Source organism: Agromyces sp. CCNWLW213 (assembly GCF_037199545.1).
In the GTDB taxonomy this organism is placed as follows: Bacteria; Actinomycetota; Actinomycetes; order Actinomycetales; family Microbacteriaceae; genus Agromyces.
This window is the reverse complement of the sequence record NZ_JBBBDX010000010.1, coordinates 88,789-112,818: the sequence shown is the minus strand read 5'-3', so window position 1 is coordinate 112,818 and position 24,030 is coordinate 88,789. Positions and strand designations below refer to the sequence as shown.

The window sequence follows — 24,030 nt, the reverse complement described above, 5'->3', positions numbered from 1 at the left end:
GCGCAACCGGATCGTGACCGGACTCGCAGGCCGCCTCCAGACGCCGGGTCCTCGCGCGGGAGTACCGTGACCGCATGATGCGACGACGCGCCACCCTCGCGGTCTCCGCCGCGCTCTCCCTCCTCCTGCTGAGCGGGTGCAGCCTGGGCTCGTCCGAGGGCGGCGCCGACGACTCCGGCGCGATGCCGCAGCCCGACGTGGGCGTCGAGGAGCCCTCCGGCGGCGAGGGCGTGGCGCCGCGCGACGAGGACCAGTTCGGCGAGGACCAGGTCGTCGACGCTCCAGGGGACCGGAGCGTCATCACCACCGGATGGCTCGCCGTGACGGTGGACGACCCGATCGGGACGGCGACCGAGACGGCGGACATCGTGGACCGGGCCGGCGGGCGCGTCGAGAGCCGCACCGAGACGCCGGGCACTGGAACGCAGCAGGCGCGGGCGACGCTCGTCGTGCGCATCCCCGCGGACGACTTCGACCGGGTGCTCGCCGACCTGCGCGAGCTCGGCGACGTGACGTCCGTGCAGCTCGACGCGTCGGACGTGACCGAACAGCGGCAGGACCTCGACGCGCGGATCGAGGCCCTCCAGGCGTCCGTCGACCGGCTGCTCGCGCTGCTCGCCGAGGCCGCGCACACGGCCGACCTCATCACCATCGAATCGGAGCTCACGACCCGGCAGGCCGAGCTCGACAGCCTCACAACGCAGCGCGACCGGCTCGTGGAGCAGGTGGACTTCTCGACGCTCACGGTCGAGCTGCTCTCCGAGGGCATCGCGCCGGAGGCCGGCCCCGACGACTTCTCCAGCGGCGTGGCCGCGGGCTGGGAGGGGCTCGTCCGGTTCGCCTCCGGCCTGCTCGTCGTGGCGGGCGTGCTGCTGCCGTGGCTCGCCGCCGCGCTCGTCCTCGGCGCCGTCGTCACCGCGATCGTGCTCGTCGCGGCGCGCGCCCGCCACCGGGGGCGGGAGCGGGTCGCGCAGCCGCTGGGCGCCGGGCCCGCCGACCCGGGCGGCCCCGTCGAGGCGCCGGTGCCGTCCCCCGTCGCGGAGCAGCCGTCCCCCGCCCCGGACCACCGCGCGTAGGCTGTCGCCGTGCCGACCACCGCCGCCCGCCCGGGACCCGGGGACCTGCTCGACGACGACCTGCTCGCGCGGTTCCGCGAGCGCGCCGCGCGGTACGACCGCGACAACGCGTTCTTCACCGAGGACCTCTCGGAGCTCCGCGCCGCCGGGTACCTGCGCGCGGTCGTGCCGGACGAGCACGGCGGGCTCGGCTGGGGACTCGACGACCTCGTGCGGGGTCAGCAGCGACTCGCCTCGGCGGCGCCGGCAACGGCCCTCGGCGTGAACATGCACCTCGTGTGGACGAGCGTCGCGCGGGTCCTCCGCGACCGCGGCGACGATTCGCTCGAGTTCCTGCTCCGCGAGGCCGCCGCGGGCGAACTGTTCGCGTTCGGCATCTCGGAGGCCGGGAACGACCTCATGCTCTTCGGCTCGGACACGGTCGCCGATCCGCAGCCCGACGGCGGCGTCCGGTACACCGGCCGCAAGATCTTCACGTCGCTCTCCCCGGCCTGGACGCGGCTCGGCGTGCACGGCCTCGACACGCGGTCGGACGACGCCCCCAAGCTGGTGTACGCGTTCATCGATCGCGACGACCCGGACGTGCGCACGCTCGACGACTGGGACACGATCGGCATGCGGGCGACCCAGAGCCGCACGACGGTGCTCGACGGCGCCGCCGCCGCACCCGACCGGATCGTGCGCCGACTGGACCCCGGCCCCGGCGACGACCCCTTCGCGTACGCCATCTTCGCGTGCTTCGAGCTGCTCATCTCGTCGGTGTACGCCGGCCTCGCACGCCGCGCACTCGAGCTCGCGGTCGCGTCGGCCGAGTCGCGCGTCTCGAAGCGGACGGGCCTCCCCCGCTCGCAGGACCCCGACACCCGCCGTCGCATCGCCGAGGCCGGATCCCGCCTCGATGCCATCGAGCCCCAACTCCTCGCGCTCGCCCGGGACCTCGCCGAGGGCGTCGACCACGGCGCGTTCCGATTCGCCACGCCGTCGGGGCTCAAGATGCGGGCGGTCGAGACCGCCCGCGAGGTCGTGGACCGCGCGGTGCGCGTCGCCGGCGGACGGACGTTCTTCGCCGGCGACGAGCTCGGCCGCCTGCAGCGGGACGTCCTCGCCGGCGCGTTCCACCCGTCGAGCGACGACGGTGCGCTCGGCGCGATCGCGACCGCGTGGCTCGGCCCGATCCGGGACTGAATGCCCGCGGCCCCCACGGGTCGCTCGATAGACTGGCGCCGCGGCATCGCCCGCCCACCCGAGGAGGTTCCCGTGAGCGCGTTCCCCTACATCATCAGCATGGCCGTCTTCCTGTTCGCCCTGTGGCTCATGAGCGTGGCCGACCAGGTCGCGGGCCTCGAGGCGCTCGTCTTCTTCGCAGGGATCCTCGGCGTGGCCGTCGCGATGGCCGTGCCGATCCAGATCCTCGGGCACCGCGAGAGCGGGGTCTGATGGCCCTCCCCCGCGAGGACACCATCGTCACGTTCCCCGTCGGGGACCTCACCGCCACCGCGACCGTGCTGCACGTCGCGCCGCACGCCGGCGCGCTCGCCGTGTTCGCCGATCGCACGAGCATCCACCCCGTCGACCACGCGTGGCCCGACCAGCCCGCCGACGCGGGCGTCCTGCGCGTCGGCGGCCGTGAGCTGGCGCTCCGTGACGCGGTCGTCGCCGCGACCGACGGCGAGTCGCTGCACATCGGCGACGTCCCCGTCCGTCCGGGCACCGACGGCTGGTCGTTCCTCGTCGCGCACCTCCTCGACCCCGATGCCGAGGTGCGCGAAGGCGACGAGGTCGAGTTCGAGGCGGATGTCGCGCTCCGCCGCGCCCTCTCGCGCGGCCACACCGCGTGCCACGCCGCCGCCCTCGCGCTCAACCGCGCGCTCGCCTCCCGCTGGTCGAAGGCTGCGCGGGAGGACGCGCTCGGCTCCCCCGACTTCGACGGCATCGCGATCGCGACGTCGCGGATCGAGCCCGACGGGTCCGTCGACCGGTATCGGCTCAACAAGTCGCTGCGGCGCGCGGGCTTCGATGCGAACGGGCTCGCCGACGGACTCGACGAGCTCGCGGCATCCGTCGAGGCGACCCTGGCGGAGTGGGTCGCCGCCGACGCCCGCGTGCGCATCGAGCGTGTCGGCGAGCACCTCACCGACCGACGGAGTTGGATCTGCGAGCTGCCCGGCGCATCGGCCCGCATCCCGTGCGGCGGCACGCACGCCGACTCGCTCGGCGAGCTCGGGCGGATCCGAGTGTCATTCGACCTCGGCGACGACGGCGGCACGCCCGTGCTCACCATGACCACGCGCGTCGACGCCGCGTCCGGCGGTTCCTGACCCCCGAACCGGGCTGGGCGTTCCCCAGCCCCGGCGTCCCACGGCGGGGTTAGCATGTGGGGCGTGGGTATTCGCATCGAGAAGGTCGACCTCCCCGGGATCGGCTTCCGCCACGACCTCGTGACCGAGGGCGGGCGGCGTATCAGCGTCGTGTCGCATCGCGACGGCGAACGAGACCTCGGCGTCTTCGACGAGGACGACCCGGACGCGTGCCGCGACTCCATCCCCCTCAACGACGACGAGGCGGCCGCGCTCGCCGACGTGCTCGGCACGTCGGTCATGATGTCGCGCCTGACCAGCCTGTCCGATGAGACCGCGGGACTGTTCACCGAGCAGATCGCCCTGCCCACCGATTCGCCCTACCTGAACCACCCCCTCGGCCACACCAAGGCGCGCACCCGGACCCATTCGTCGATCGTCGCGATCGTCCGCGACGGACAGGTGATCCCCTCGCCGACCCCCTCCGAGGTGCTGCGCGCGGGCGACGTGATCGTCGCGGTCGGCACGCGCCAGGGACTCGACGCGGTCGCCCGCCTCCTCGCACACGGCCCCGACTGACGCGGGGCTCGGGATGCACGAGACCACGCTGCTCCTCATCGAAGTCGGCGCGCTGCTCCTCGGCATGAGCCTCCTCGGGCGCCTCTCGCTCCGCCTCGGCATCTCGCCCATCCCGTTCTACCTGGTCCTCGGGCTCGCGTTCGGCAACGGCGGCCTGCTCGCGCTCGAGGCGAGCGAGGAGTTCTTCGCCACGGGCGCCGAGATCGGCGTCATCCTGCTGCTCGCCCTGCTCGGGCTCGAGTACACCGCCCAGGAGCTCATGACCGGGCTCAAGTCCTCCCGCACGGCCGGGATCGTCGATGCCGTGCTGAACGCCCTGCCGGGCGCGGCCATGGCGCTGCTGCTCGGGTGGGGGCCGATCGCCGCGGTCGCGCTCGCGGGCGTCACGTGGATCTCGTCGTCGGGCGTCATCGCGAAGCTCATGCGCGACCTCGGCCGCCTGTCGAACCGCGAGACGCCGTCGGTGCTCGCGATCCTCGTGCTCGAAGACCTCGCGATGGCCTTCTACCTGCCGGTGCTGTCCGCCCTGGTGATCGGCGTGAGCCTCCTGCAGGGTGCGATCGCCGTCGCGATCGCCGTGGCGGTGGTGCTCGTGATCCTCTTCGTGGCGCTGCGGCACGGACACGTCGTGTCGCGGCTGTTCCCCGCGGAGCACGCCGAGCCGCTGCTGCTCGGCGTGCTCGGGCTCGTGATGCTCGTCGCCGGCGTCGCACAGGAGGTCAACGTGTCGGCCGCCGTCGGCGCCTTCCTCGTCGGCATCGCCCTCTCGGGCCGGGTCGCAGCCAACGCCAGCGCGGTCCTCACGCCGCTCCGCGACCTGTTCGCGGCGATGTTCTTCGTCTTCTTCGGCCTGACGACCGATTCGTCGGCGATCCTCTCGATGATGCCCGCGGCGGCGGCGCTCGCCCTCGTGACGATCCTCACCAAGCTCGTCTCGGGGGCGTACGCGGCGCGCCGGGCCGGCGTCGGGACGCTCGGCCAGTGGCGCGCCGGACTCGTGCTGGCGCCGCGCGGCGAGTTCTCGATCGTGATCGCCGGGCTCGCGGTGGGTGCGGGCATCGAACCGGCCCTCGCGCCGCTCGCGACCGCCTACGTCCTCATCACGATCGTGGCGGGCACGTTCCTCGCGCGCCTTCCGGATGCCACGTGGTTCCGCGCCGCGGTGCGGCGCCGACCCTCGACGGCCCGCGCCGTCGCCCCGGGGCCCTGACGGCGGGCGTCAGCCCGCGCTCGCCTCGCGGGACCCGGGCGCGGCGGCATCCGTCGCCGCGGGCGCCGCGTCGGCGTCGGATTCGGCGAGCAGCTCGCGGACGCGCGGCACCACGCGCGTCGCGTACAGCTCGATGCTGCGCATCATGGCCTCGTGCGGCAGCGTGCCGTTGGAGTACTTGAGGTCGAAGCGGTCGGCGCCCAGTACGCGCAACGCCGCGGCGATCTTCTGGGCCACGGTCTCCGGCGACCCGGCGTAGAGCGCGCCGTGCTGGCTCGCCTCCCCCTCGAAGTGGTCGCGCGTGACGGCACCCCATCCGCGCTCACGGCCGATCCGGTTCATGATGACCTCGTAGTGCGGCCAGAGCGTGTCGAGCGCCTCCTGGTCGGTCTCGGCGATGATCCCGGGCGAGTGCACCGCGATGGGCTGGGGCGAGTGCCCGAACTGCGTGAGCGCCTTGCGGTAGAGCTCGGCGAGCGGGGCGAATCGCACCGGGCTGCCGCCGATGATCGCGAGGACGAGCGGGAGCCCGTAGTGCGCCGCCCGGACCACCGATTCGGGGCTGCCGCCCACGCCCACCCACGTCTGCAGGTCGCCGTGCTCGACACGGGGGAAGACGAGCTGGTCGGTGAGGGACGAGCGGAGCTTGCCCTCCCACGTGACCGGCTCCTGCGGCAGCAGGGCGGCGAAGAGGTTGAGCTTCTCCTCGAACAGGTCCTGGTACTGGCTCAGCTCGTACCCGAAGAGGGGGAAGGACTCGATGAAGGACCCACGGCCGAGGATGACTTCCGCACGACCGTTCGAGAGTCCGTCGAGCGTCGCGAAGCGCTGGTACACCCGGACCGGGTCGTCGGAGCTCAGCACGGTGACCGCCGAGCCGAGGCGGATGCGCTCGGTCCTGCTCGCGATCGCGGCGAGCACGACCTCGGGAGCGGAGATGGCGAACTCGTGGCGGTGGTGCTCCCCGACGCCGAAGAAGTCGAGCCCGAGCCGGTCGGCCAGGACCGCTTCCTCCACGACGTTGCGCAGCACCTGCGCCTGGCTGAGCAACTCGCCATCCGCGCCGACGGTGACGTCGCCGAAGGTGTCGAGTCCGAACTGGTGTTGGCGCGTCATCCGCTGCTCCCTCGTCGAGATCGATGCATGTGCATACAGCGCTGTGGAACCCCGTACGCGTCGAGACTATTCCGCCTGCGCCGAGGCGGGGAATGCCGGACGCCGCACGGGCGTTCTCAGACAGCGACGGCTGCAGTACGGCCGTGCGGGACCGACCAGGTGAGGAGCGAGCGGACGTGACGGACCAGCGACCCGTGATCGGCATCTTCGGAGCGGGCAAGGTGGGGACCGCCCTCGCCCGGCTGCTCCTCTCGGCCGGCTACGAGGTCCTGCTCACCGGATCGCCGCGGCAGACCGCGCTCGACCTGCTCGTCTCGGTCGTCGCCCCGGGAGCGGAGGTCGCCTCGCCCGAGCGCCTCGTCGAGGCGGCCGACGTCATCATCGTCGCCGTCCCGTTCGGCAAGACCGGCACCGTGCCCTGGGCCTCGTTCGACGGCAGGATCGTCGTCGACGCCACGAACTACTGGCCGCCGATCGACGGGACCATCCCGGCGGTCGACGACGATCCCCGCACGACGAGCGAGATCCACGCCGCGCTCAACCCGCGCGCCCGGGTCGTGAAGTCCCTCAACCACCTCGGCTACCACGAGATGGAGGACGACGCGATGCCGGCCGGCTCGCCGCTCCGGCGCGCGCTCGCCGTCGTCGGCGACGACGCCGGCGCGCGTGCCGTGGTCGCCCGGCTCATCGACGACCTCGGCTTCGACGCCGTCGACGGCGGCCCCCTGGTCAACGGCTGCGCCCTCGAGCCCGGTCACCCCGCGTTCGGGCGGGAGCTCTCGGCGAGCGAGCTCGCCGCCCTCATGGCCGACGAGCGCGTGCTCGTCGCGTAGGCGCGGCGCCCGCGGCATCCGCCTGCGCCACCCCGTCGTCGCGGCGCTGGCGCAGGTCGACGAGCCCGACCACGAGCGCGACGAGCAGCAGGGCGACGACCGCGCCCATCCCGAGCGCATAGGCCTCGTGGAAGACGTCGATGCGGGCCTCGGCGGCCGGTGCGCGGAAGACCGTGGCGTAGAAGAGCGACAGCGCGACCGCCGTGCCGATCGCCGTACCGATCCGCTGGCCCAGTTGCCCCACCGACCCCGCGAGGCCGCCCTGCACGACGGGCACCTCGGCGAGCGCCAGCACCTGGTTCGGCGCGATGACGAAGCCGCCGCCGGCGCCGCCGATGAGCATGACGGCGGCCATGATCCACGGGGTCAGTTCGGGCGGCGTGGCGATCGCCACGAGCACCAGGATGGCGAAGCCGAGGAGCAGCAGCACGAGTCCGCCCACGACGAGCGGCCGTCCGATGCGGTTGACCAGCCGACCTCCGAGCCACGACGTGACGGCGCTCGACAGCGCGAAGCCGATGGTGACCATGCCGGCGAACACCGGCTCGAGACCGAGGCCCTGCTGGAGGAATAGGTTCGTGAGGAGGAAGGCCGACGGCATCGCCGCGAAGTACGCGGCCGCGAGCAGGGTGCCGTTGCGGTACGACCGGAGCGAGAACAGGCCGAGCGGGACGAGGGGCGCGCGTCCGGCCGCCGCGTACCGGCGCTCCCACCAGAGGAACGTCGCGAGCGCGGCCACGAACGCCACGAGCGTCCACCACCGGGCGGGATCGTCGTCGGGCGACCCCGTCGTGAAGAGGAACGGCCACATCAGCGAGATCACCGCGATGCCGAACAGGAGCACTCCGACGGGATCGAGCGAGATGCGCTGCCGCTCGCCCGCGGGGCGACCCGGCAGCAGCCGGGCGGCGAACGCGATGGCTCCGAGCGCCAGGGGCACGTTCATCCAGAAGATGCCGCGCCATCCGTCGACCGGGCCGCCGATCGCGATCGCGAGGCCGCCGAGCGTGGGGCCGAACGCCGTCGAGATCCCGATCGTGGCGCCGAAGAGGCCGAAGGCGGCCCCGCGCTCGGCCCCCTGGAAGAGCTGCTGGATGAGGCCGAGGACCTGCGGCATCTGGATGCCCGCCGCCACGCCCTGGAGCAGGCGCCCCACGAGCAGCACCCCGGACGTCGGGGCGAGCGCGCAGAGCAGGCTCGTGAGGGCGAACAGCGAGAGCCCGATGAGGAACATCGCCTTGCGGGAGCCCTGGTCGCCGAGGCGGCCCGCCGGCACGAGGGTCAGTCCGAAGGTGAGCACGAAGCCCGACACGAGCAGCTGCAGCTCGGTCGAGGATGCGTCGAGCGCCGTCTCGATCGAGGGGAGCGCCACGTTGACCTTCGTGAGGTCCATGATCGTGATCGCGGCCACGGCGACGCACACCCAGTAGGCGCGCCACCGCTTGTCCTCCCCTGACACGGGCGGGCTGCTGGCAGGCTGCGACATCCGCTCCAGCCTACGCCCGAACCCCGGCGCGCCCGTCGCGCGGGCCGCGTCGTGGGGCCGACGTTCAGGGTTGGAGGCGTTCGAGCCGCCACTCCGCGGCATCCGCCGCGGGATCGCGACGGAAGACGAGTCGGTCGTGCAGCCGCGACGTGCGGCCCTGCCAGAACTCGATGCGCCACGGCCGCAGCCGGAAGCCGCCCCAGCGCTCCGGACGCCGGACGTCGTCCACGCCCGCGTACTCCTCCTCGAGCGCCGCCACCTCGGCCTCGAGGTCGGCGCGTGACGCGATGGGCTGCGACTGCCGGCTCGCCGTCGCGGCGATGCGGGACCCGTACGGCCGCCCCGCCCAGTACGCGTCCGACTCGTCGTCGCCGGCACGGGCGACCGCCCCCGTCACGATCACCTGCCGGTGCACCGGGTACCAGGGGAAGAGCAGCGTCGCCGTGGGATGCGCCTCGAGCGCACGGCCCTTGCGCGATTCGCGGTCGGTGAAGAAGACGAAGCCCTGGTCGTCGACGCCGCGCAGCAGCACGGTCCGGCTCGACGGGGTGCCGTCGGGGTCGATGGTGCCGAGGACCATGGCGTTCGGCTCGTACACGCCGCGCGCGTCGGCCTCGGCGAGCCACCGATCGAACTGCACGATCGGGTCGGAGGCCGCGTTCGACTCGTCGAGCTGCTCGGCACCGTAGTCGGTGTGCCGGTGCAGCGCGTGCTCGACGGCGCGGTCGAGGCGGTCGGGGTCGATCGCGTCGCTCATGCGCCAAGCGTACGAGCGGATGCCGCGAACCGCCCGGGAACCACCGGGCCCGGCGCGGCGGCGACCGGGTTCGGGACGCATGACGGTCGGCGCCGATGCCCGATCGGGCCGACGCGGACCCGTCGCCGGGAGACGACGAAAGCCCCGGCGGATGACCGGGGCTTTCTACGCTGTGGACCCAGGGGGATTCGAACCCCCGACCTTCTCATTGCGAACGAGACGCGCTACCAACTGCGCCATGGGCCCGAGCCGTGAACGACTCTACCATCCCCCATGAGGTGGTGATGACCACGCTCAGACGGCCGTGCGACGACGACGGAGCACCGAGTCGAGGTCGGAGATCCCGGGTTCCGCGGCGTCCACGATCCCCATCCGCGCGTACGGGCTCGACGCCTCCGCGGCGGCCGTCGCACGCTCCGACGCCGGTGCGTGCTCGGCGACGCGGAGCGAGGCGACGGATGCCGCGGCGGGGCGCAGCACGGGCACCTGCGGCTCGAGGCGCTCGGCCCGCTCCGCGAGCTCGGCGTCGGCCGCGGCGCGCTTGAGCTGCTCCGCCTCGGCGATGGAGGCCATCGCGGTGGCGGCGATGGTGCCGCGGGACAGGTGCAGCGGCTTGGGGAGCGGCTGCGGCGTCCAGCTCTCGCCCGGAGCCGGTTCGGCTTCGGGCTCGCCGGTCTCGATCGGCTCGAACGGCTGCGCCTCGGGCCGCACGAAGACCGGAGCGACCGTCGCGACGGGGGCCGGGCGCCGGCGCGCGAGCACCACGAGTCCGGTCATCGCGGTGGCGACGCCGCCGGCGCCGACGAGCGCGATGAGCGGACTGCCGCCGAACGGCAGCGCGACGAGCCCGACGACGATCGCGAGCAGGGAGGCGAGCAGGAGCAGCGAGCAGCTCGCCCGTCGCCGTCGCAGGCCGCGACGCGTGAGGCCGCCGCCGGTCGCCGAGCGGATGCCGGACGCGGCCTCCGCCGCGCGGGCCGCCTCGGCGCGCGCATGGGCGGCGCGCTCCGCGAGCTCGCGTTCGGCCGCGGACGCGGCCTCCTCGGCCGCGATGCGCTCGGCGATCGCGAGGTTCTCGGCGGCCTGCGCCTCGAGGCGCGCGGCGAGCTCGTGCTCGTGGAGGATCCGCTCCTGGGCGGCCACGTCCCGCGCGGTCATGCCGACGCGCACCTCGCCCGGCGTCTCGGCGGTCTCGGCGAGGATGCGCAGCGTCTGCTGCAGCCGGACCGCGTTGCGCTCGGTCGCGAGGTACTGGCGACGGCGGAGCCAGCTCGGGAGCAGGTATGCGATCCACAGCGTCGCGGCCACCGCCACGAGAACGCCGCCGCCGATCGCATCCATGGGTCAACGCTAGGTCACGACGGGGTCACGAACCCCATCGGCGCGGGCGTGTCAGCGATCCCCCACCCGAAGGGGGGTGGCCGCGGCGTCGCGATCGGCGGCCGGCACGACCGCGGCGGCGGACGGCGCCCGCCCCTCGCGCCAACGGCGGAGCACGCCCTCGGGCACCTCCTCCGCCACGAGCGCGAACGAGAAGTGATCGCGCCAGTCGCCGTCGATGTGGATGAATCGCCGCCGCAGCCCCTCGTACCGGAAGCCGAGCTTCTCGACGACCCGCAGCGAGGGCCCGTTCTCCGGCCGGATGCAGATCTCCATGCGGTGCAGTCGCATCGCACGGAAGCAGTAGTCGGTCGCCAGCGCGACCGCGGTCGGCGTGATGCCCCGGCCCGCCATCGACTTGGCCACCCAGTAGCCGATCGACGCCGAGGACAGCGAGCCGTGCGTGATGGACGAGACGTTCAGCTGGCCGACGAGCTCGTCCTCCCACTCGAGCACGAACGGGAGCGCGGTGCCGGCGCGGGCGTGCGCGGTGAGGTTGCGGATGCTCGCGCGAGTGTCGATCACCGATCCGCCGCCCGGGTAGGTCGCCTCCCAGCGGCGCAGCCACCCGCGGTTCTCGAGCAGCACGCGCTCGAGCGTGCGTGCGTCGCGTGCCCGGATGGGCCGCATGGTCAACGACCCGTCCGCGAGGGTCGGCACGGATGCCGCGGGCACGTCAGTCCTGCGCGAATTGGGCGGCGAACTCCGCGAGCCACGGCCGGAGCTCGGGCCCGAGGTCGTCGCGGTCGGCGGCGAGCTGGATGACGGCCTTGATGTAGTCGAGCTTGTCGCCGGTGTCGTAGCGGCGACCCCGGAAGACGACGCCGTAGACGCCGCCGGTGTGCTCGACGTCGGCCGCCATCTCCATGAGCGCGTCGGTGAGCTGGATCTCGCCGCCCTTGCCGGGCTCGGTGCGCTGGAGCACCTCGAAGATCTCGGGCTTCAGCACGTACCGGCCGATGACGGCGTAGTTCGAGGGCGCGTTCTCCTTGGCGGGCTTCTCGACGAGCCCGGTCACGCGGACCACGTCGGGTTCGTCGGTGGGCTCGACCTCGGCGGCGCCGTAGAGGTGGATGCTGTCGGGGTCGACCTCGAGCAGCGCGACGATGCACGCGTCGCGCTTGACCTGCTCGTCCAGCATGCGCGTGAGGAGCACGTCGCGCTCGTCGATGATGTCGTCGCCGAGGAGCACCGCGAAGGGCGCGTCCCCGACATGCATGTGGGCGCGGAGGACCGCGTGCCCGAGCCCGCGGGGATCGCCCTGGCGCACGTAGTGCATGTCGGCGAGGTCGGTGGACTCCGTGACCTTCTCGAGCTTCGCCGTGTCGCCCTTCGCCTCGAGGGTCGCCTCGAGCTCGGCGACGCGGTCGAAGTGGTTCTCGAGGGCGTTCTTGTTGCGCCCGGTCACCATGAGCACGTCGGTGAGGCCGGATCGGACGGCCTCCTCGACGACGTACTGGATCGCCGGCTTGTCGACGACCGGCAGCATCTCCTTCGGCATGGCCTTCGTTGCGGGCAGGAAGCGGGTTCCCAGGCCGGCGGCGGGGATGACGGCCTTCGTGATCCGATGAGTCATGGCCCTCAGCGTAGCCGCAGGGCGGCGGCGGTCGGCGGCCGGGTCCGCCCCTAGGATGGCTCCCATGGCCGACGATCCCACCGTGGTGAAGCGGATCCTCCGCGCCGAGCTCCGCGAACGCCGGCAGAACATGCCCGCGCACGAGCGCGAGCTCGCCACCGGGAGATTGACGGCGCGACTCCAGGAGCTCATCGGGTCCACCGGCGCGCAGTCGTTCTCGTGCTACCTCTCGATGCCGACCGAGCCCGACACGCGACCCTTCGTCGACTGGGCCGAGGCGAGCGGCCTGCGCGTGCTGTTCCCCGTCACGCGGGAGGACGGGCTCCTCGACTGGACCGTCGGCGAGGAGGAGACCGAGGTGACGGGCCTGCACGGCGTCCCCCGACCCGAGGGCGAGCTCCTCGGGCCGATGGCCATCAACGACGTCGACCTCATCCTGGTCCCGGCCGCCGCGGTGGATGCCACGGGCATGCGCCTCGGCTGGGGCCGGGGCTACTTCGACAAGACCCTCGGATCGATGGGAAAATGTCCTCCGGTGTACGCCATCGTCTTCGACGGCGAGTTCGTCGAGGAGGTGCCGCGGGAGGTGCACGACCAGCCGGTGGACGGCGTCGTGACCCCCACGCGCATCGTCGCATTCTGACGGCGACGACGTACGCCCGACACCCGCCGACGGATCCCGGAGACCGAACATGCCCACCTACTCGTACCGCTGCACGGAGTGCGGCAACGCGTTCGACATCCAGCAGTCCTTCACCGACGACAGCCTCACCGAGTGCCCCGCGTGCGGCGGCCGCCTGCGCAAGCTGTTCAGCGCCGTCGGCGTGACGTTCAACGGCTCGGGCTTCTACCGCACCGACTCGCGCGCCGGCAGCGGCGGCGGCGGCTCGTCGGGGTCCGCGGGTGCCGGTTCGGGCGCCTCCGGCTCGGAGTCCGGCTCGTCGGGCTCGGGGTCCGGCGCCTCGCCCTCGTCCGGCTCGGGCTCGTCCTCGTCGACCTCGCCGGCCGCATAGGCGGAAGCCCCGCTGATCGACCGAATGCACCACGCAGGAAAGGGGACCGCCCGAGTGCTCAAGGGATTCAAGGAGTTCATCCTCCGGGGGAACGTCATCGACCTCGCCGTCGCGGTGGTCATCGGCGCCGCGTTCACCGCCGTCGTCAATTCGATCGTCGAGAACGTGTTCAATCCGCTGATCGGGGCGATCTTCCGGGCCGACAGCCTGGACAGCGCGCTCGTGCTGACGATCCCGCTGCCGGGTGAGGACGCGAAGATCAGGTTCGGCGCCGTGCTGGGTGCGATCCTCACCTTCCTCATCGTCGCGGCGGTCGTCTACTTCGTGTTCGTCATGCCGATGAACCTCCTCAAGCAGCGCGCCGACGCCCGGCGCCAAGCCGGTGCTGAGAAGCCGGAGGACCCGGAGACCGAGCTCACCGTCCTCGCGCAGATCCGCGACCTCCTCGCCGCGGAGCGCGCCGCCGCTCCGGGCCAGGGGCCGGGCGCGCAGCGCGCCGAGTAGCCGCGCCGTCGCTGCGCCCGCCGTCACCAGTGCGGCGGGCGTTCGCGCGTGATGCGCTCGTCGTCCGGCGTCGCCGGCCGTGCGGCGCGCTCGACCTCCTCGTGCGCGCCCGGAGTCGCCGACTCCGGCGCGGGGTCGCTGCCGGGGGCGGGCGTCAGCCGGGCGCGGCGAGCCCCGCGGGCGCGTTCGACGCGCTGGCGCGGGGGCCCGGCCTTCGCGGCGCCGTCCGTCGAGCCCATCTCGTCGTCGCGTCCCGCGTCCTCGCCGCCGGTCACCCCGCCGCGGCCTCCGCCGGCTCGGGACGCGGCTCGGCCCGGCCGAGCACGGCGGCGACGCGCTCGGCCACCGACTCGGGATCGCCGAACAGCTCGAAGCTGTGCACCCGCAGGTAGTGCCATCCGAGCCGCCGCAGGACGTCGGGCCGGAGGCGGAGCGATTCGCGGAGGCTCTGGCCCGCGAGGGCCGGATCCGTCTCGACGACGACGGCCTTGCCCGCGTGGGCCGCCGCGAGGGACAGGGTGCCCCGGTGCCCGACGCTCACCCGGATGCCGCGACGCTCGAGCCGCGACGCGAGGTCGACGAGCATCGGGTCGCCACGACCGCGGTCGCGCAGGCCGTCCTTCTGCTCCTCGGTGTGCGAGAGGATGCTCGCGAGCGCGACCACCCCGTGCCGCTGCCGGCCGTCGTCGATGTCGTCGGGCTTGAAGGCCGACACGATGTCCATCGACCGGCGGGCCCGGGTCATGGCGACAGCGAGCAGGCGCTCTCCGCCCGGCTCGCCGAGCGAGCCGAAGTTGGAGAGCAGCCGGCCGTGCGGCGTTCGCCCGTACCCGATCGAGAAGATCACGCGATCCCGGCTCTGCGCGACCGCCTGCTCGAGGGTGAGCACCGTGAACGGCTCGGCCCGGTCGCGAAGGATGAAGTCCGACAGGTCGGTCCGCTTGGCGAAGGCGGCGAGCACCGACTGGTGCACGCGCGCCGCATGCCGGGCGCTCGCCGTGATGACCATGAGCGATTCGCGCGGGCGCTTGACGGCGTGCTCCATCACGAGCTCGACGACCTTGCCGACCTCGGCGTCGAGGCTCTCGACCGTGCCCGTGACCGGATCGGGCAGGCCGTTGCCGCGCACGTAGTGCAGCCCGAGGCTGCCGTGGCCGAGGAAGCTTCCCGCCCAGGGCATCGACACGATGCGGCCGCCGTAGAAGCGTCGGTTGACGAGCTCGGCCAGGTCCTCGCCGCCGGCCCGGTAGCTGCGCGTGAGCGTCAGCGTGGGCAGCAGGTCGGCGAGCCTCGCGAGCGCGGAGTCCGCGTGCAGGGCGTCCACGTCGTCGGCGGGCGCCGCGCCGTCCGGCTCGCTGCGGATGGCGGTCTCGAACCGCGTCGGCGTCTGCGTCACGGGGTCGCCGAACGCGATGACCTGCTTCGCGCGGCGGATCGCGCCGAGGTTCTCGGCGATGGTGGTCGCGCCGGCATCGACGAGGATCACCGCGTCGAACGGGATCGCGTCGTCGATCGACGGAACCTCGTAGGGCGACGACAGCCACACGGGCGCGAGCGCCCGGAAGAGGTGCGGGGCCTCGCGGTGCAGGCGGTCGGGCCGGACCCGGTCGCCGCGCAGCATCCTTCGCAGGCGCTCGGCCTCGTCGGGGTGGTCCACCAGCGCGACCCGCCAGGCCTCGGCGAGACGCCAGGCGAGCAGGGCCCCCGCCGCCGACGCATGGGCCTCGTCGACGAGGCGGAAGTCCGCCTCGAGCCGGTCGAGCACCGTCGTGTTCGCGCCGAGCAGCGCGCGGTCGGCGCCGAGCATCGTCTCGAGCACCGACTGCCACCACGCGAGGTCGAGCTCCGATGCGACGAGGTGCTCGGGCACGTGCCGCCGGGCCAGGTCGACGAGCAGCGGATCGAGGCCGAGGTCGCGAAGGCGCTGCAGGAGCGCCGTGCGCTCCTGCAGGTTGTGGAGCACCTCGGACTCGGCGGCGAGTCCGACCAGGGTCGCCTCGAGGTCGCGCAGGGGGCGCGCGGCGAGCCGCCGCGGCGTGCCGTCGAGCCCGAGCGGCACGTCGAGGGCCTGCAGGTCGGACCCCACGGTGTGGAACGCGACGTGCACGTCGTCGAGACCGACCGGGACGCTCGGCACGGCCCCGGCCTCCGAGTAGCGATGCCACAGCGTGCGCTGCTGCTGGATGCCGCGGAGGGCCGCGTTGAGGTCGCCGACGTGCACCCCGGGCCGCACGTACTCCAGGGCGAGCCGCTTCAGGCGCCGGCGGTTGGCGCCCGACATCCCCGTCTCGCGGCGCGGCGCCGTCGCCGCGATGAGCTCGCCGAGCGGACGGTCGTAGACGGCGGGGAGGAACTTGTCGAGCGTGTCGCGCACGTCGTGGAGCAGGCGCAGGAAGACGCCGAGCTCGGCCACCGACTCGAACTGGCGGAGCCGCGTCTGTCCGATGAGCCCCCGCGCGCGCTCGAGCAGGCGGGGCAGGTCGGTGGAGCTCAGCCGCTTCGCGAGCTCGTGCGCGGCCGAGGCCTCCTCGGATGTCTCGAAGGACGCGCCGTACCAGGGCGAGTCCCCCGGGCCGTAGCGGAACTCGCCCAGCGTCGCGGCGCGCACGAGGTCGGCCGCCGCGGCATCCCGGCCCTTCGCGAGCGCGATGAGCGACCCGCGGTCGAGGCGCGACGTGGTGTCCGGAGGCGTGGGCAGCGCGGCCAGCCCGGCCAGCGCGGTGAGCGCGTCGAGCACCGAGACGCCGAGGTCGGGGTCGGCGCGCGTGAGTGCGTGGCGGTAGTCGAGCAGCACCCGGCGCAGTCGCACGAGCGCGTCGTCGACGTCGGCGATGCGCGGCTGCTCGGCCTTCTCGTTGCGCGAGATGGACTGGATGAGGTCGCGGCGCAGCCCGGCGGTCGTGACCGCGAGTCCGCCGAGCCCGACCTGGCCGAGGCGGTGCGCGATGCCGTCGAGACTCGCGCGGCGTGCGCCGACGACGAGCACGCGCCGGTCGTTCGACACCAGCGCGCCGATCGCGTTCACGATGGTCTGCGTGCCCCCGGTGCCGGGCAGCGTCTTCACGACGAGCGAGGCACCCTGCTCGATGCGCGCGATCACCTGCTCCTGCTCGGCGTCGGCGTCGAGCAGGAGTCGGTCGGTGGACGGCGGGCGCTCGTCCTGCGGGACGATCCGCGGCGGATCGAGGGGACGCGCGACCTCGGCGCGGGCCGAGGGGTTGCCCGCGATCGCATCGATGACGGGGTGCTCGAGCCGCGCGGCATCCGCCCCCATGGCCGGTCCGACCTCGGCGAACGACGAGACCACGAGGCGCGGCGCCACGTGGAAGTGCGGCAGGTGCGAGGTGAGGCCGCGGAGCCGGTCGATGACGGGCTGCGGCTTGAAGACGCCGTTCGTGATCGCGAGCGCGACGAACGCGTCGGCGTCGAGCGTGATCTGGAAGCGGTCGTGCAGCTCGCGCGCCAGTGCGGGGTTGAGGAAGGGCTGGCCCTTGAGCTTCAACTCGAAGTCGCGGCCGTAGCGACGGATGGCGAGGGGTCGGAGCAGCACGGGCGCGAGGAAGTCGTCGCCCGCGTCGTGCCACGAGGCGAGGCCGATGGCGAGGTGGACCGACTCGATGCCGCGGACCGAGCGGAGCTCGATGCCCTTCTGCGTGATCTCCGCAGCGGCGAGGCGCGCGTTGCGCAGCGCCAGCTCGTCGCGGATGAGGCTCGACAGCAGCGTCGAATTGCCCGTGATGAACTGCGGCAGGCCGCCCGGATGCGTCGTGGAGAGCTCGATCCGCGTCCGCGCGGAGTCGTCGAAGTGGATCAGCGGCGACCGGCCGCCGAGCTCGCGCAGCTCGGCATGCCACCGGCGCCAGCTGGGCTCGGCGATGTTCGACGGCGTGACGCCGGGCTCCCCCACGGTCACCGCGTGGGGCGTCGCGGGGTCGCGATGGAAGGCCGAGGGCCCCGGATCGACGGGGGCGGCGTCCTCGGCCTCGTCCTCGGGGAAGTCGTCCCCGCTGTCGTTCCGATCGAGCCGTTGCACACCGACACCATACGGCGCAGCTCCCGGATCGCTCGGCGCATCGCCGCGCACGCCGGTATTTGGATACCCATGGGGTATGGAATACCATCAGGGCATGGCCATGAGATCGACGACCCCCGCCGAGGCGCACGTCGCCGACGACCTCTACCTCCTCGACGTCCGCGAGCCCGACGAGGTCGCGCAGGCCCGCGTGGAGGGCGCGCACCACATCCCGCTCGGCTCGCTCGTCGACCGGCTCGACGAGGTGCCGCGCGACCGCACCGTCCACGTCATGTGCCACGCCGGAGGACGCAGCGCCCGCGCGGCGCAGTTCCTCGACGCCCAGGGCATCGACGCCGTCAACATCGAGGGCGGCATCGCGGAATGGCACCGCGCGGGCCTGCCCGTCACGATCGGAGGAACCTCGTGAGCACCGCCGAATCCCCCGCCGCTCCGGCCACGCCCGCCAGGGCCGACGCCCAGCGCCGGATCGCCAACCGGCTGAAGCGCGCACGCGGACAGCTCAACGCCGTCATCGAGGCCGTCGAGTCGGGAGCCGACTGCCGCACGGTGGTCAACCAGCTCGCCGCGGTGTCGAGCGCACTGGACCGGGCGGGCTTCGCGGTCATCTCGACCGCGATGCGCGACTGCGCCGCGGACCCGGACGGGTCGGGGGACGCCGACCGGCTGGACTTCGACGAGCTCGAGAAGCTCTTCCTGTCGCTGTCCTGACCCACCCGCTCCCGCAGGACCCGGCCGGGACGACGACGGCCGCCGACGGATGAGCTCCGGTCGGCGGCCGCGGCGTGCCCGAGGGTGCCCGGGTGGGCGTCGGTCAGACGAGGGAGGACAGCTCCAGTCCGTGCGCCTTGGCGACGCCCTCGTTGGTCAGCTTGCCGGCCGTGACGTTGAGGCCCTTGGCGAGGGCGGCGTCGGCCGCGAGCGCCGGCTCCCAGCCGAGATCGGCGATCTTCAGCACGTAGGGCAGGGTCGCGTTCGTGAGCGCGGGCGTGGAGGTCGCCGGCACCGCGCCCGGCATGTTCGCGACGCAGTAGTAGATCGCGTCGTGCACCCGGAACGTCGGCTCGGCGTGGGTCGTCGCGCGCGAGCCCTCGAAGCATCCGCCCTGGTCGATCGCGATGTCGACGAGCACCGCGCCCTGCTTCATCGTCGACACCATCTCGTCGGTGACGACCTTCGGGGCGGCCGCGCCCGGCACGAGGACCGCGCCGATCACGAGGTCGGCCTCGCGCACCTGGCGCGCGACCTCGTACGGCGACGAAGCGAGGGTCTTGATGCGGTGGTCGTAGCGGGCGTCGAGCTCGCGCAGCTTGGGGAGCGAGATGTCCATGACCGTCACGTCGGCGCCGAGGCCGAGCGCGGTGGCCGCGGCCTGCTCGCCCGCCACGCCGCCGCCGATGACGAGCACCTTCGCGGGCGCAGTGCCGGGAACGCCCGCGAGCACCACGCCGCGACCGCCCTTCGACGCGTGCAGCTCGGCCGCGCCGACCTGCGGGGCGAGACGGCCGGCGACCTCGCTCATCGGGGTGAGCAGGGGCAGCGACCGGTCGGCGAGCTGCACCGTCTCGTAGGCGATCGCCGTGGCGCCCGAGTCGAGCAGGGCGCGGGTGAGGGGCAGGTCGGCGGCGAGGTGGAGGTAGGTGAAGAGCGTGAGGTCGTCGCGCAGGAAGCCGTACTCCGAGGCGACCGGCTCCTTGACCTTGAGCACCAGTTCGGCCGCCCACGCCTCCTCGGCGGTCGCGACGATGTGCGCGCCGGCCGAGCGGTACTCGTCGTCGTGGTACCCGGCGCCGGCGCCGGCGCCGGCCTGGATGTCGACGCGGTGGCCGCGCTGCGCGAGGGCGTGCACCCCGGCGGGCGTCATCGCGACGCGGAATTCGTTGTTCTTGACCTCAGCGGGCACGCCGATGTGCATGGTTTCTCCGAATGCTGTGTGGACTGGTGCTTCCATGTTCGCCTGTCGTTCGTCACTCCGGAAGTCCTACCGCACATCGTTCGATACACTGACGTCCTACGTCTCGAATGTTCGAAGGAGACCTCGGCCGTGACCGATCTGCCGCAGTTCAGCGAACCCGCCCGCGTCGTCCTCGACGACATCGACCGGCAGATCATCGCGCGACTCCACGCGAACGCCCGCATCCCGAACGTCGAGCTCGCCCGCGAGGTCGGCGTGTCGCCGTCCACGTGCCTCGCGCGCGTGCGCTCGCTGCGCGAGCGCGGCGTCATCACGCGCTACACCGCCGAGATCAACCCCGCTGCCCTCGGATACACCCTCCAAGCGCTCATCTCGGTGCGCATCCGGCCCGGCGCCAGGCATCTCATGGAGCAGATCTCCGACGAGCTGCGCGGCGAGCCCGAGGTCGCCCAGCTCTTCTTCCTCGGCGGCAGCGAGGACTTCCTCATCCACGTGCGCGTGCGCGACAGCGAGCACGTGCGCCAGTTCGTGCTGAAGAACCTGTCGGCGAACCCCGCGGTGGCCCTCACCGAGACCAACCTCGTGTTCGAGCACCACACCGCGAATTCGGCGGGACTCCGCACGGTGCTCTGACTCGCGTCGACGCCGCCCGACGCGCACTCAGCCGCGCACGGGCAGAATCTCGCCGAGGTCGAGGCCCTCGGGTGCCTCGAGCTGGTCGTAGGTGCAGCTCTCGGGGGCGCGGTCCGGCCTCCAGCGCCGGAACTGCGCGGTATGGCGGAACCGCTCGCCCTCCATGTGGTCGTAGGCGACCTCGATCACGAGCTCGGGCCGCAGCGGCACGAACGAGAGGTCCTTCCCCGCGCTCCACCGGCTCACCGCACCGGGCATCCGGCCCGTGCGGTGCGCCTCCTCGTCGGCCCACTCGCCCCACGGATGCCGCGAGAGGTCGGCCTCGACGTAGGGTGCGAGCTCGTCGACGAGCTCGCGACGCCGCGCCATCGGGAACGACGCGGCGACGCCCACGTGCTGCAGCCTCCCGTCGGCGCCGTACAGGCCGAGCAGGAGCGACCCGATGACGCCCCCGGACTTGTGCCACCGGTAGCCGGCGACGACGCAGTCGGCGGTGCGCTCGTGCTTGATCTTGAACATCGTGCGCTTGTCGGGTTCGTAGCGGCCGTCGAGCGGCTTCGCCACCACGCCGTCGAGCCCTGCGCCCTCGAAGCGCTCGAACCAGTCCCGGGCCTCGGTCGGGTCGCCGGTCGCCGGCGTGACGAAGACGGGGTCGGATGCCGCGGCGAGCGCCGACTCGAGGAGGGCGCGCCGCTCCGCGAACGGCCGGGACGTCAGGTCGTCGTCGCCGAGCGCGAGCAGGTCGAACCCGACGAACGAGGCCGGCGTCTGCTCGGCGAGCAGCCGTACCCGGCTCGCGGCCGGGTGGATGCGCTGCTGCAGCGCGTCGAAGTCGAGGCGGCCGTCGCGCACCAGGATGATCTCGCCGTCGACCACGCACCGATCGGGGAGGTTCGCGCGGAGCGCGTCGACCACCTCGGGGAAGTACCTCGTCATGGGCCGCTCGTTCCGACTGCCGAGTTCGACCTCGTCGCCGTCGCGGAAGACGATCGTGCGGAACCCGTCCCACTTCGGCTCGACGTGCCCGACGTCCGGGATCTCCTTCACCGACTTGGCGAGCATCGGCTTCACGGGCGGCATCACCGGCAGGTCCATCCGACCATCATGCGCCCTCGGACCGACACCCGCAGCCGTCGGCGCGGAACGTCGGCCGGGTAGCATCCGGTGGTCGAGCGGTCAAGGGACTGCCACCCGCTCGCCGCTCCGCGTACCTTCGGAGCATGCGGTCGTGCACGGGGGGTGCCGACCTGCCGCCGAGAAGAGGATGACGATGTCCGACCCGCAGAGCGGCGATCCGGAGACGGAGCGTCAACTCGACGCCGCCGTCGCCGAGGCCGAACGCCATGCCCGCGCCGAAGAGGTCGCGGACCCGAACGAACGCGTCGCCGTGCAGGACGACTCCGGCGACATCACCGAGGAGCCGGCGCAATGACGTCGCTCCTCGAACCCGAGCACGAGGCGCCGACCTCCGAGGGGCCGCTCCCCTCGATCGGCATCTGGTGGCCGATGCTCGAAGGGCCGCTCCAACGCGAGATCCTCGAGCACCCGACTGCGCCCCTGCGCCTGAGCGTCGTGCGCCGGATCCTCGACCTGTGCGAACTCGACGACCGGCCCGTGCCGCGGTCCGGCGTGCGGCTCGGTCCGAACGAGCGCGCCTACATCGCCGGCTGGGTCCACGCCGTCGACTGGACGTGATCGCCGCATGAGAACACGTCGGCCGACCTCGCGCAAGATCTTGATCCGTCCGATCCCGGCCGGATAGACCTGTCGACATGGAACGGATCCACTACGCCGGGGGCGTGCTGTTGACCGGGAGCGACATCGCCGACGCGATCGTCGACTACGCGGCCGCGCTCGCGGCGCGACGCACCGCGGCGTCGGTGGACATCCCCGTGCGGACCCCCGACGGGCGCACCACTCGGGCGCACATGCTCATCGGGCCGTCCAGCCAGCTCGTGACCGAGCCGATGGAGTCCGAGCTCGACGAACTCGTCGACGAGGAGCTCGTCTCGAGCCTGCGGAGCGCGACGACCGCGCTCGCGAACACGCGACCGCTCGTCGGTCGCGCGGGCGTCGAGGACGTACTCGACGACGCCGACACCGACGACCTGGACTGGCCGCCGATCAGCTGAGGCCGGGACGCCTCGGGCTCACTCGACCTCGCCGGGCGTCAGGCTGCGCGCGGCGACCTCGTCGCGCTCGGCGGGCTCGCCGTCCTCGTCGTCGGACGGGATCGGGATGATGCTCACGGCGATGCCGGGACCGACGAGGAGGTCGGCCGGCTGCGGCCGCCCCTCGCCGAAGTTCACGGTGATCCAGCGAGCCGTGCCCGTCGTGAAGGCCTCCTCGATGGCCTGCTTGATCGCCTCGACGTCGGCCTGGCCGACGGAGTACTGGAGGCCGTCGTACATGATGTTGACGCGCTTCACGACTCGGCTCCCCCGCCCTGGTTGACCTGCTCGTGCTCCGTCCGCGCCTCGGGCTCCGGCACCAGGACCAGGCCGCCGGGCGAGTTCGCCGTCGACATGAGCGCATCGACCCAGGCGCGGTTGATCGAGGGCTGCCGGCCCCCGGCGTACTTGAACACGAGCGAGATGCGCGGATGGAGCCACAGGGTGCTGCGGCCGTCGCCGATGGCGGGATCGTCACGCCAGCTGAAGTAGAAGGACTCGCCGCGACGCAGCTTCGCGCCGATGACGAGCTGCAGGTGCGCGAGCACCCGATCGTCGAAGTCGACGCCGAGCGTCGAGTCGTACGTGAGCTTTCCCACGAGTACCTCCGCGCTCCAGAGCGGACCCGTTCGGGGTCCCGTCAGGAAAGGATAGCCGCCGGTGGATGCACAGGACAGGGGCTTGCCTCACCCCACGAGCGGTGTCAAGCCTCTGGTCGGCGGCCGACCGGGCGCGTAGGACGGATGGAGAAGATGCCACCCGGATCCGGCCAGTCGAGGAAGGTGATGACGATGACGATGCACCACGGCACGGAGACCCGACCGGTCGTCGAGGTGATCCCCCTGACGCCCACGACCTGGCGGGTGTGCGACTCGCGTGCCGAGGACGGCGAGTCCAGCCGCATCGTCGGGTACATCACGACGGCCCAGGACGGCTTCGAGATGCTCTGGATGAGGCCGAGGCCCGGCGTCACCTACCGGTACGACTCCTTCGCGGACGCCGTCGACGCGACCGCGACGCGATTGCGGCTGCTCGGGCGGTGAGCCCGCCCACGGACCGCCGCCGGACCGACGGCATCGCCCGTCGCGACGCCGACGTGCCCCTGGAGGGACTCGAACCCCCAACCCTTTCCTTAGGACGGAACTGCTCTTCCATTGAGCTACAGAGGCTGACCGCACGAGTCTACCGGGAGGCGGGGCGCCGGTCCGCCCGGTCGGCGGCGAAGCCCGGACGGTCGAGTCCGGGACTCAGTTGTAGCCGAGGACGACGATCGCGGACGTCGCCGGGGCGAGCTCGTCGACGAAGGCGATCTCGTCGGTGCGGTTGTCGTCGGAGGGCTGCGTCATCGCGGTCACCTGCTTCTTCCGTGGGGGTGACGTCAGGCTATCCGCCGGCCCCCCGCCGGATCATTGGCCGGAACGTCCAACATCCGCCGGTCGATTCGCCACGAT

29 protein-coding genes and 2 tRNA genes are annotated in these 24,030 nt (G+C 72.9%); 17 read left to right on the top strand and 14 right to left on the bottom strand.

What is annotated here, in order from left to right:
• Nucleotides 1–74 precede the first annotated feature (74 nt).
• The 6 genes from WBQ80_RS15990 to WBQ80_RS15965 all read left to right on the top strand — a co-directional run bounded on the left by WBQ80_RS15990 (nucleotide 75) and on the right by WBQ80_RS15965 (nucleotide 5,162).
• Entirely contained in the window at nucleotides 75–1,076 is a 1,002-nt protein-coding gene (locus tag WBQ80_RS15990; protein ID WP_336572452.1) for a DUF4349 domain-containing protein, read from the top strand.
• Between the two features lie 9 nt (nucleotides 1,077–1,085).
• Nucleotides 1,086–2,261, top strand: coding sequence for an acyl-CoA dehydrogenase family protein (locus tag WBQ80_RS15985; RefSeq protein ID WP_336572450.1), 1,176 nt, complete (start codon nucleotides 1,086–1,088; stop codon nucleotides 2,259–2,261).
• A 72-nt stretch (nucleotides 2,262–2,333) separates the two neighbouring features.
• Nucleotides 2,334–2,513 carry a hypothetical protein gene (locus WBQ80_RS15980; protein WP_336572449.1) on the top strand — a complete coding sequence of 60 codons (180 nt, stop codon included), beginning with the start codon at nucleotides 2,334–2,336 and terminating at the stop codon, nucleotides 2,511–2,513.
• Nucleotides 2,513–3,394: a metal-dependent hydrolase gene (locus WBQ80_RS15975; protein WP_336572447.1), complete on the top strand. Its 882-nt coding sequence runs from the start codon at nucleotides 2,513–2,515 to the stop codon at nucleotides 3,392–3,394. Before WBQ80_RS15980 ends, WBQ80_RS15975 begins: the two co-directional genes overlap by 1 nt.
• A 63-nt stretch (nucleotides 3,395–3,457) precedes the next feature.
• Entirely contained in the window at nucleotides 3,458–3,952 is a 495-nt protein-coding gene (locus WBQ80_RS15970; protein WP_336572446.1) for a cation:proton antiporter regulatory subunit, read from the top strand.
• Nucleotides 3,953–3,965: 13 nt separating this feature from the next.
• The gene (locus WBQ80_RS15965; protein ID WP_336572445.1) at nucleotides 3,966–5,162 is read left to right on the top strand and encodes a cation:proton antiporter; all 1,197 of its coding nucleotides are present in this window, start codon (nucleotides 3,966–3,968) and stop codon (nucleotides 5,160–5,162) included.
• 9 nt (nucleotides 5,163–5,171) lie between these two features.
• Here WBQ80_RS15965 and WBQ80_RS15960 read toward each other — a convergent pair whose 3' ends face one another.
• On the bottom strand, nucleotides 5,172–6,278 hold the full coding sequence (locus tag WBQ80_RS15960) for an LLM class flavin-dependent oxidoreductase (protein WP_336572444.1): 1,107 nt from the start codon (nucleotides 6,276–6,278) through the stop codon (nucleotides 5,172–5,174).
• 176 nt (nucleotides 6,279–6,454) lie between these two features.
• Here WBQ80_RS15960 and WBQ80_RS15955 point away from each other — a divergent pair, with 176 nt between their 5' ends.
• Nucleotides 6,455–7,111, top strand: a complete 657-nt coding sequence (locus WBQ80_RS15955) for an NADPH-dependent F420 reductase (RefSeq protein ID WP_336572443.1) — start codon at nucleotides 6,455–6,457, stop codon at nucleotides 7,109–7,111.
• Here WBQ80_RS15955 and WBQ80_RS15950 read toward each other — a convergent pair.
• The 6 genes from WBQ80_RS15950 to galU all read right to left on the bottom strand — a co-directional run bounded on the left by WBQ80_RS15950 (nucleotide 7,080) and on the right by galU (nucleotide 12,310).
• A complete protein-coding gene (locus tag WBQ80_RS15950; RefSeq protein ID WP_336572442.1) occupies nucleotides 7,080–8,597 on the bottom strand; it encodes an MFS transporter in 1,518 nt (505 codons plus the stop codon). The genes WBQ80_RS15955 and WBQ80_RS15950 overlap by 32 nt on opposite strands.
• Nucleotides 8,598–8,661: 64 nt before the next feature.
• Entirely contained in the window at nucleotides 8,662–9,354 is a 693-nt protein-coding gene (gene pdxH, locus WBQ80_RS15945; protein ID WP_336572441.1) for a pyridoxamine 5'-phosphate oxidase, read from the bottom strand.
• 173 nt (nucleotides 9,355–9,527) lie between these two features.
• A tRNA-Ala gene (locus tag WBQ80_RS15940) sits at nucleotides 9,528–9,600 on the bottom strand.
• A 48-nt stretch (nucleotides 9,601–9,648) separates the two neighbouring features.
• Complete coding sequence (locus WBQ80_RS15935) at nucleotides 9,649–10,695, bottom strand: hypothetical protein (protein ID WP_336572440.1); 1,047 nt, start codon at nucleotides 10,693–10,695, stop codon at nucleotides 9,649–9,651.
• Between the two features lie 51 nt (nucleotides 10,696–10,746).
• Entirely contained in the window at nucleotides 10,747–11,364 is a 618-nt protein-coding gene (locus WBQ80_RS15930) for a GNAT family N-acetyltransferase (protein ID WP_336572466.1), read from the bottom strand.
• Nucleotides 11,365–11,410: 46 nt separating this feature from the next.
• Complete coding sequence (galU, locus tag WBQ80_RS15925; RefSeq protein ID WP_336572439.1) at nucleotides 11,411–12,310, bottom strand: UTP--glucose-1-phosphate uridylyltransferase GalU; 900 nt, start codon at nucleotides 12,308–12,310, stop codon at nucleotides 11,411–11,413.
• Nucleotides 12,311–12,374: 64 nt separating this feature from the next.
• Here galU and WBQ80_RS15920 point away from each other — a divergent pair, with 64 nt between their 5' ends.
• From WBQ80_RS15920 to mscL, 3 genes are read left to right on the top strand one after another with little or no spacing between them, the layout of a single operon-like run.
• The gene (locus tag WBQ80_RS15920; protein ID WP_336572437.1) at nucleotides 12,375–12,953 is read left to right on the top strand and encodes a 5-formyltetrahydrofolate cyclo-ligase; all 579 of its coding nucleotides are present in this window, start codon (nucleotides 12,375–12,377) and stop codon (nucleotides 12,951–12,953) included.
• 49 nt (nucleotides 12,954–13,002) lie between these two features.
• Nucleotides 13,003–13,323, top strand: a complete 321-nt coding sequence (locus WBQ80_RS15915) for an FmdB family zinc ribbon protein (RefSeq protein ID WP_336572436.1) — start codon at nucleotides 13,003–13,005, stop codon at nucleotides 13,321–13,323.
• 24 nt (nucleotides 13,324–13,347) lie between these two features.
• A complete protein-coding gene (gene mscL / locus WBQ80_RS15910) occupies nucleotides 13,348–13,827 on the top strand; it encodes a large conductance mechanosensitive channel protein MscL (RefSeq protein WP_336572435.1) in 480 nt (159 codons plus the stop codon).
• Nucleotides 13,828–13,850: 23 nt separating this feature from the next.
• On the opposite strand, the gene WBQ80_RS15905 is transcribed toward mscL, so the two are convergent.
• Nucleotides 13,851–14,102, bottom strand: a complete 252-nt coding sequence (locus WBQ80_RS15905; RefSeq protein ID WP_336572434.1) for a hypothetical protein — start codon at nucleotides 14,100–14,102, stop codon at nucleotides 13,851–13,853.
• Nucleotides 14,099–17,860, bottom strand: a complete 3,762-nt coding sequence (locus WBQ80_RS15900) for an AAA family ATPase (protein WP_442892711.1) — start codon at nucleotides 17,858–17,860, stop codon at nucleotides 14,099–14,101. The genes WBQ80_RS15905 and WBQ80_RS15900 overlap by 4 nt, the downstream gene beginning before the upstream one ends.
• 94 nt (nucleotides 17,861–17,954) lie before the next feature.
• On the opposite strand from WBQ80_RS15900, the gene WBQ80_RS15895 reads away from it, so the two are divergent.
• The gene (locus WBQ80_RS15895; protein ID WP_336572433.1) at nucleotides 17,955–18,269 is read left to right on the top strand and encodes a rhodanese-like domain-containing protein; all 315 of its coding nucleotides are present in this window, start codon (nucleotides 17,955–17,957) and stop codon (nucleotides 18,267–18,269) included.
• On the top strand, nucleotides 18,266–18,571 hold the full coding sequence (locus WBQ80_RS15890) for a metal-sensitive transcriptional regulator (RefSeq protein WP_336572432.1): 306 nt from the start codon (nucleotides 18,266–18,268) through the stop codon (nucleotides 18,569–18,571). The genes WBQ80_RS15895 and WBQ80_RS15890 overlap by 4 nt, the downstream gene beginning before the upstream one ends.
• 103 nt (nucleotides 18,572–18,674) lie before the next feature.
• Here the strand turns inward: WBQ80_RS15890 and ald are convergent, their stop codons facing one another.
• A complete protein-coding gene (gene ald / locus WBQ80_RS15885) occupies nucleotides 18,675–19,775 on the bottom strand; it encodes an alanine dehydrogenase (RefSeq protein ID WP_336572431.1) in 1,101 nt (366 codons plus the stop codon).
• Nucleotides 19,776–19,904: 129 nt separating this feature from the next.
• Between ald and WBQ80_RS15880 the strand changes: the two genes are divergently transcribed.
• A complete protein-coding gene (locus WBQ80_RS15880; RefSeq protein WP_336572430.1) occupies nucleotides 19,905–20,408 on the top strand; it encodes an Lrp/AsnC family transcriptional regulator in 504 nt (167 codons plus the stop codon).
• Nucleotides 20,409–20,435: 27 nt separating this feature from the next.
• Here the strand turns inward: WBQ80_RS15880 and WBQ80_RS15875 are convergent, their stop codons facing one another.
• Complete coding sequence (locus WBQ80_RS15875; protein WP_336572429.1) at nucleotides 20,436–21,503, bottom strand: ATP-dependent DNA ligase; 1,068 nt, start codon at nucleotides 21,501–21,503, stop codon at nucleotides 20,436–20,438.
• A gap of 175 nt (nucleotides 21,504–21,678) precedes the next feature.
• On the opposite strand from WBQ80_RS15875, the gene WBQ80_RS15870 reads away from it, so the two are divergent.
• The 3 genes from WBQ80_RS15870 (at nucleotide 21,679) to WBQ80_RS15860 (ending at nucleotide 22,540) form a co-directional block, all read left to right on the top strand.
• Nucleotides 21,679–21,840, top strand: a complete 162-nt coding sequence (locus tag WBQ80_RS15870) for a hypothetical protein (protein ID WP_336572427.1) — start codon at nucleotides 21,679–21,681, stop codon at nucleotides 21,838–21,840.
• Entirely contained in the window at nucleotides 21,837–22,103 is a 267-nt protein-coding gene (locus WBQ80_RS15865; RefSeq protein ID WP_336572426.1) for a hypothetical protein, read from the top strand. The genes WBQ80_RS15870 and WBQ80_RS15865 overlap by 4 nt, the downstream gene beginning before the upstream one ends.
• A gap of 77 nt (nucleotides 22,104–22,180) precedes the next feature.
• Nucleotides 22,181–22,540, top strand: a complete 360-nt coding sequence (locus WBQ80_RS15860; protein ID WP_336572425.1) for a hypothetical protein — start codon at nucleotides 22,181–22,183, stop codon at nucleotides 22,538–22,540.
• 18 nt (nucleotides 22,541–22,558) lie between these two features.
• Here the strand turns inward: WBQ80_RS15860 and WBQ80_RS15855 are convergent, their stop codons facing one another.
• Both WBQ80_RS15855 and WBQ80_RS15850 read right to left on the bottom strand, forming a co-directional pair.
• Nucleotides 22,559–22,837, bottom strand: a complete 279-nt coding sequence (locus WBQ80_RS15855; protein WP_336572424.1) for a hypothetical protein — start codon at nucleotides 22,835–22,837, stop codon at nucleotides 22,559–22,561.
• A complete protein-coding gene (locus WBQ80_RS15850) occupies nucleotides 22,834–23,178 on the bottom strand; it encodes a DUF7882 family protein (RefSeq protein ID WP_336572423.1) in 345 nt (114 codons plus the stop codon). Before WBQ80_RS15850 ends, WBQ80_RS15855 begins: the two co-directional genes overlap by 4 nt.
• Nucleotides 23,179–23,370: 192 nt before the next feature.
• On the opposite strand from WBQ80_RS15850, the gene WBQ80_RS15845 reads away from it, so the two are divergent.
• Nucleotides 23,371–23,622: a hypothetical protein gene (locus WBQ80_RS15845; RefSeq protein WP_336572422.1), complete on the top strand. Its 252-nt coding sequence runs from the start codon at nucleotides 23,371–23,373 to the stop codon at nucleotides 23,620–23,622.
• Between the two features lie 54 nt (nucleotides 23,623–23,676).
• On the opposite strand, the gene WBQ80_RS15840 is transcribed toward WBQ80_RS15845, so the two are convergent.
• A tRNA-Arg gene (locus tag WBQ80_RS15840) sits at nucleotides 23,677–23,748 on the bottom strand.
• Nucleotides 23,749–24,030 lie beyond the last annotated feature (282 nt).

What these genes read in the sequence shown, in the direction of transcription:
- WBQ80_RS15860 (WP_336572425.1), top strand. Translation starts at nt 22,181, where the DNA reads ATGGAACGGATCCACTACGCCGGGGGCGTGCTGTTGACCGGGAGCGAC.
- ald (WP_336572431.1), bottom strand. Translation starts at nt 19,775, where the DNA reads ATGCACATCGGCGTGCCCGCTGAGGTCAAGAACAACGAATTCCGCGTC.
- WBQ80_RS15990 (WP_336572452.1), top strand. Translation starts at nt 75, where the DNA reads ATGATGCGACGACGCGCCACCCTCGCGGTCTCCGCCGCGCTCTCCCTC.
- WBQ80_RS15875 (WP_336572429.1), bottom strand. Translation starts at nt 21,503, where the DNA reads ATGGACCTGCCGGTGATGCCGCCCGTGAAGCCGATGCTCGCCAAGTCG.
- WBQ80_RS15895 (WP_336572433.1), top strand. Translation starts at nt 17,955, where the DNA reads ATGGCCATGAGATCGACGACCCCCGCCGAGGCGCACGTCGCCGACGAC.
- WBQ80_RS15865 (WP_336572426.1), top strand. Translation starts at nt 21,837, where the DNA reads ATGACGTCGCTCCTCGAACCCGAGCACGAGGCGCCGACCTCCGAGGGG.
- WBQ80_RS15915 (WP_336572436.1), top strand. Translation starts at nt 13,003, where the DNA reads ATGCCCACCTACTCGTACCGCTGCACGGAGTGCGGCAACGCGTTCGAC.
- galU (WP_336572439.1), bottom strand. Translation starts at nt 12,310, where the DNA reads ATGACTCATCGGATCACGAAGGCCGTCATCCCCGCCGCCGGCCTGGGA.
- WBQ80_RS15845 (WP_336572422.1), top strand. Translation starts at nt 23,371, where the DNA reads ATGACGATGCACCACGGCACGGAGACCCGACCGGTCGTCGAGGTGATC.
- WBQ80_RS15960 (WP_336572444.1), bottom strand. Translation starts at nt 6,278, where the DNA reads ATGACGCGCCAACACCAGTTCGGACTCGACACCTTCGGCGACGTCACC.
- WBQ80_RS15920 (WP_336572437.1), top strand. Translation starts at nt 12,375, where the DNA reads ATGGCCGACGATCCCACCGTGGTGAAGCGGATCCTCCGCGCCGAGCTC.
- WBQ80_RS15975 (WP_336572447.1), top strand. Translation starts at nt 2,513, where the DNA reads ATGGCCCTCCCCCGCGAGGACACCATCGTCACGTTCCCCGTCGGGGAC.
- WBQ80_RS15950 (WP_336572442.1), bottom strand. Translation starts at nt 8,597, where the DNA reads ATGTCGCAGCCTGCCAGCAGCCCGCCCGTGTCAGGGGAGGACAAGCGG.
- pdxH (WP_336572441.1), bottom strand. Translation starts at nt 9,354, where the DNA reads ATGAGCGACGCGATCGACCCCGACCGCCTCGACCGCGCCGTCGAGCAC.
- WBQ80_RS15965 (WP_336572445.1), top strand. Translation starts at nt 3,966, where the DNA reads ATGCACGAGACCACGCTGCTCCTCATCGAAGTCGGCGCGCTGCTCCTC.
- WBQ80_RS15935 (WP_336572440.1), bottom strand. Translation starts at nt 10,695, where the DNA reads ATGGATGCGATCGGCGGCGGCGTTCTCGTGGCGGTGGCCGCGACGCTG.
- mscL (WP_336572435.1), top strand. Translation starts at nt 13,348, where the DNA reads ATGCACCACGCAGGAAAGGGGACCGCCCGAGTGCTCAAGGGATTCAAG.
- WBQ80_RS15870 (WP_336572427.1), top strand. Translation starts at nt 21,679, where the DNA reads ATGTCCGACCCGCAGAGCGGCGATCCGGAGACGGAGCGTCAACTCGAC.
- WBQ80_RS15930 (WP_336572466.1), bottom strand. Translation starts at nt 11,364, where the DNA reads ATGCGGCCCATCCGGGCACGCGACGCACGCACGCTCGAGCGCGTGCTG.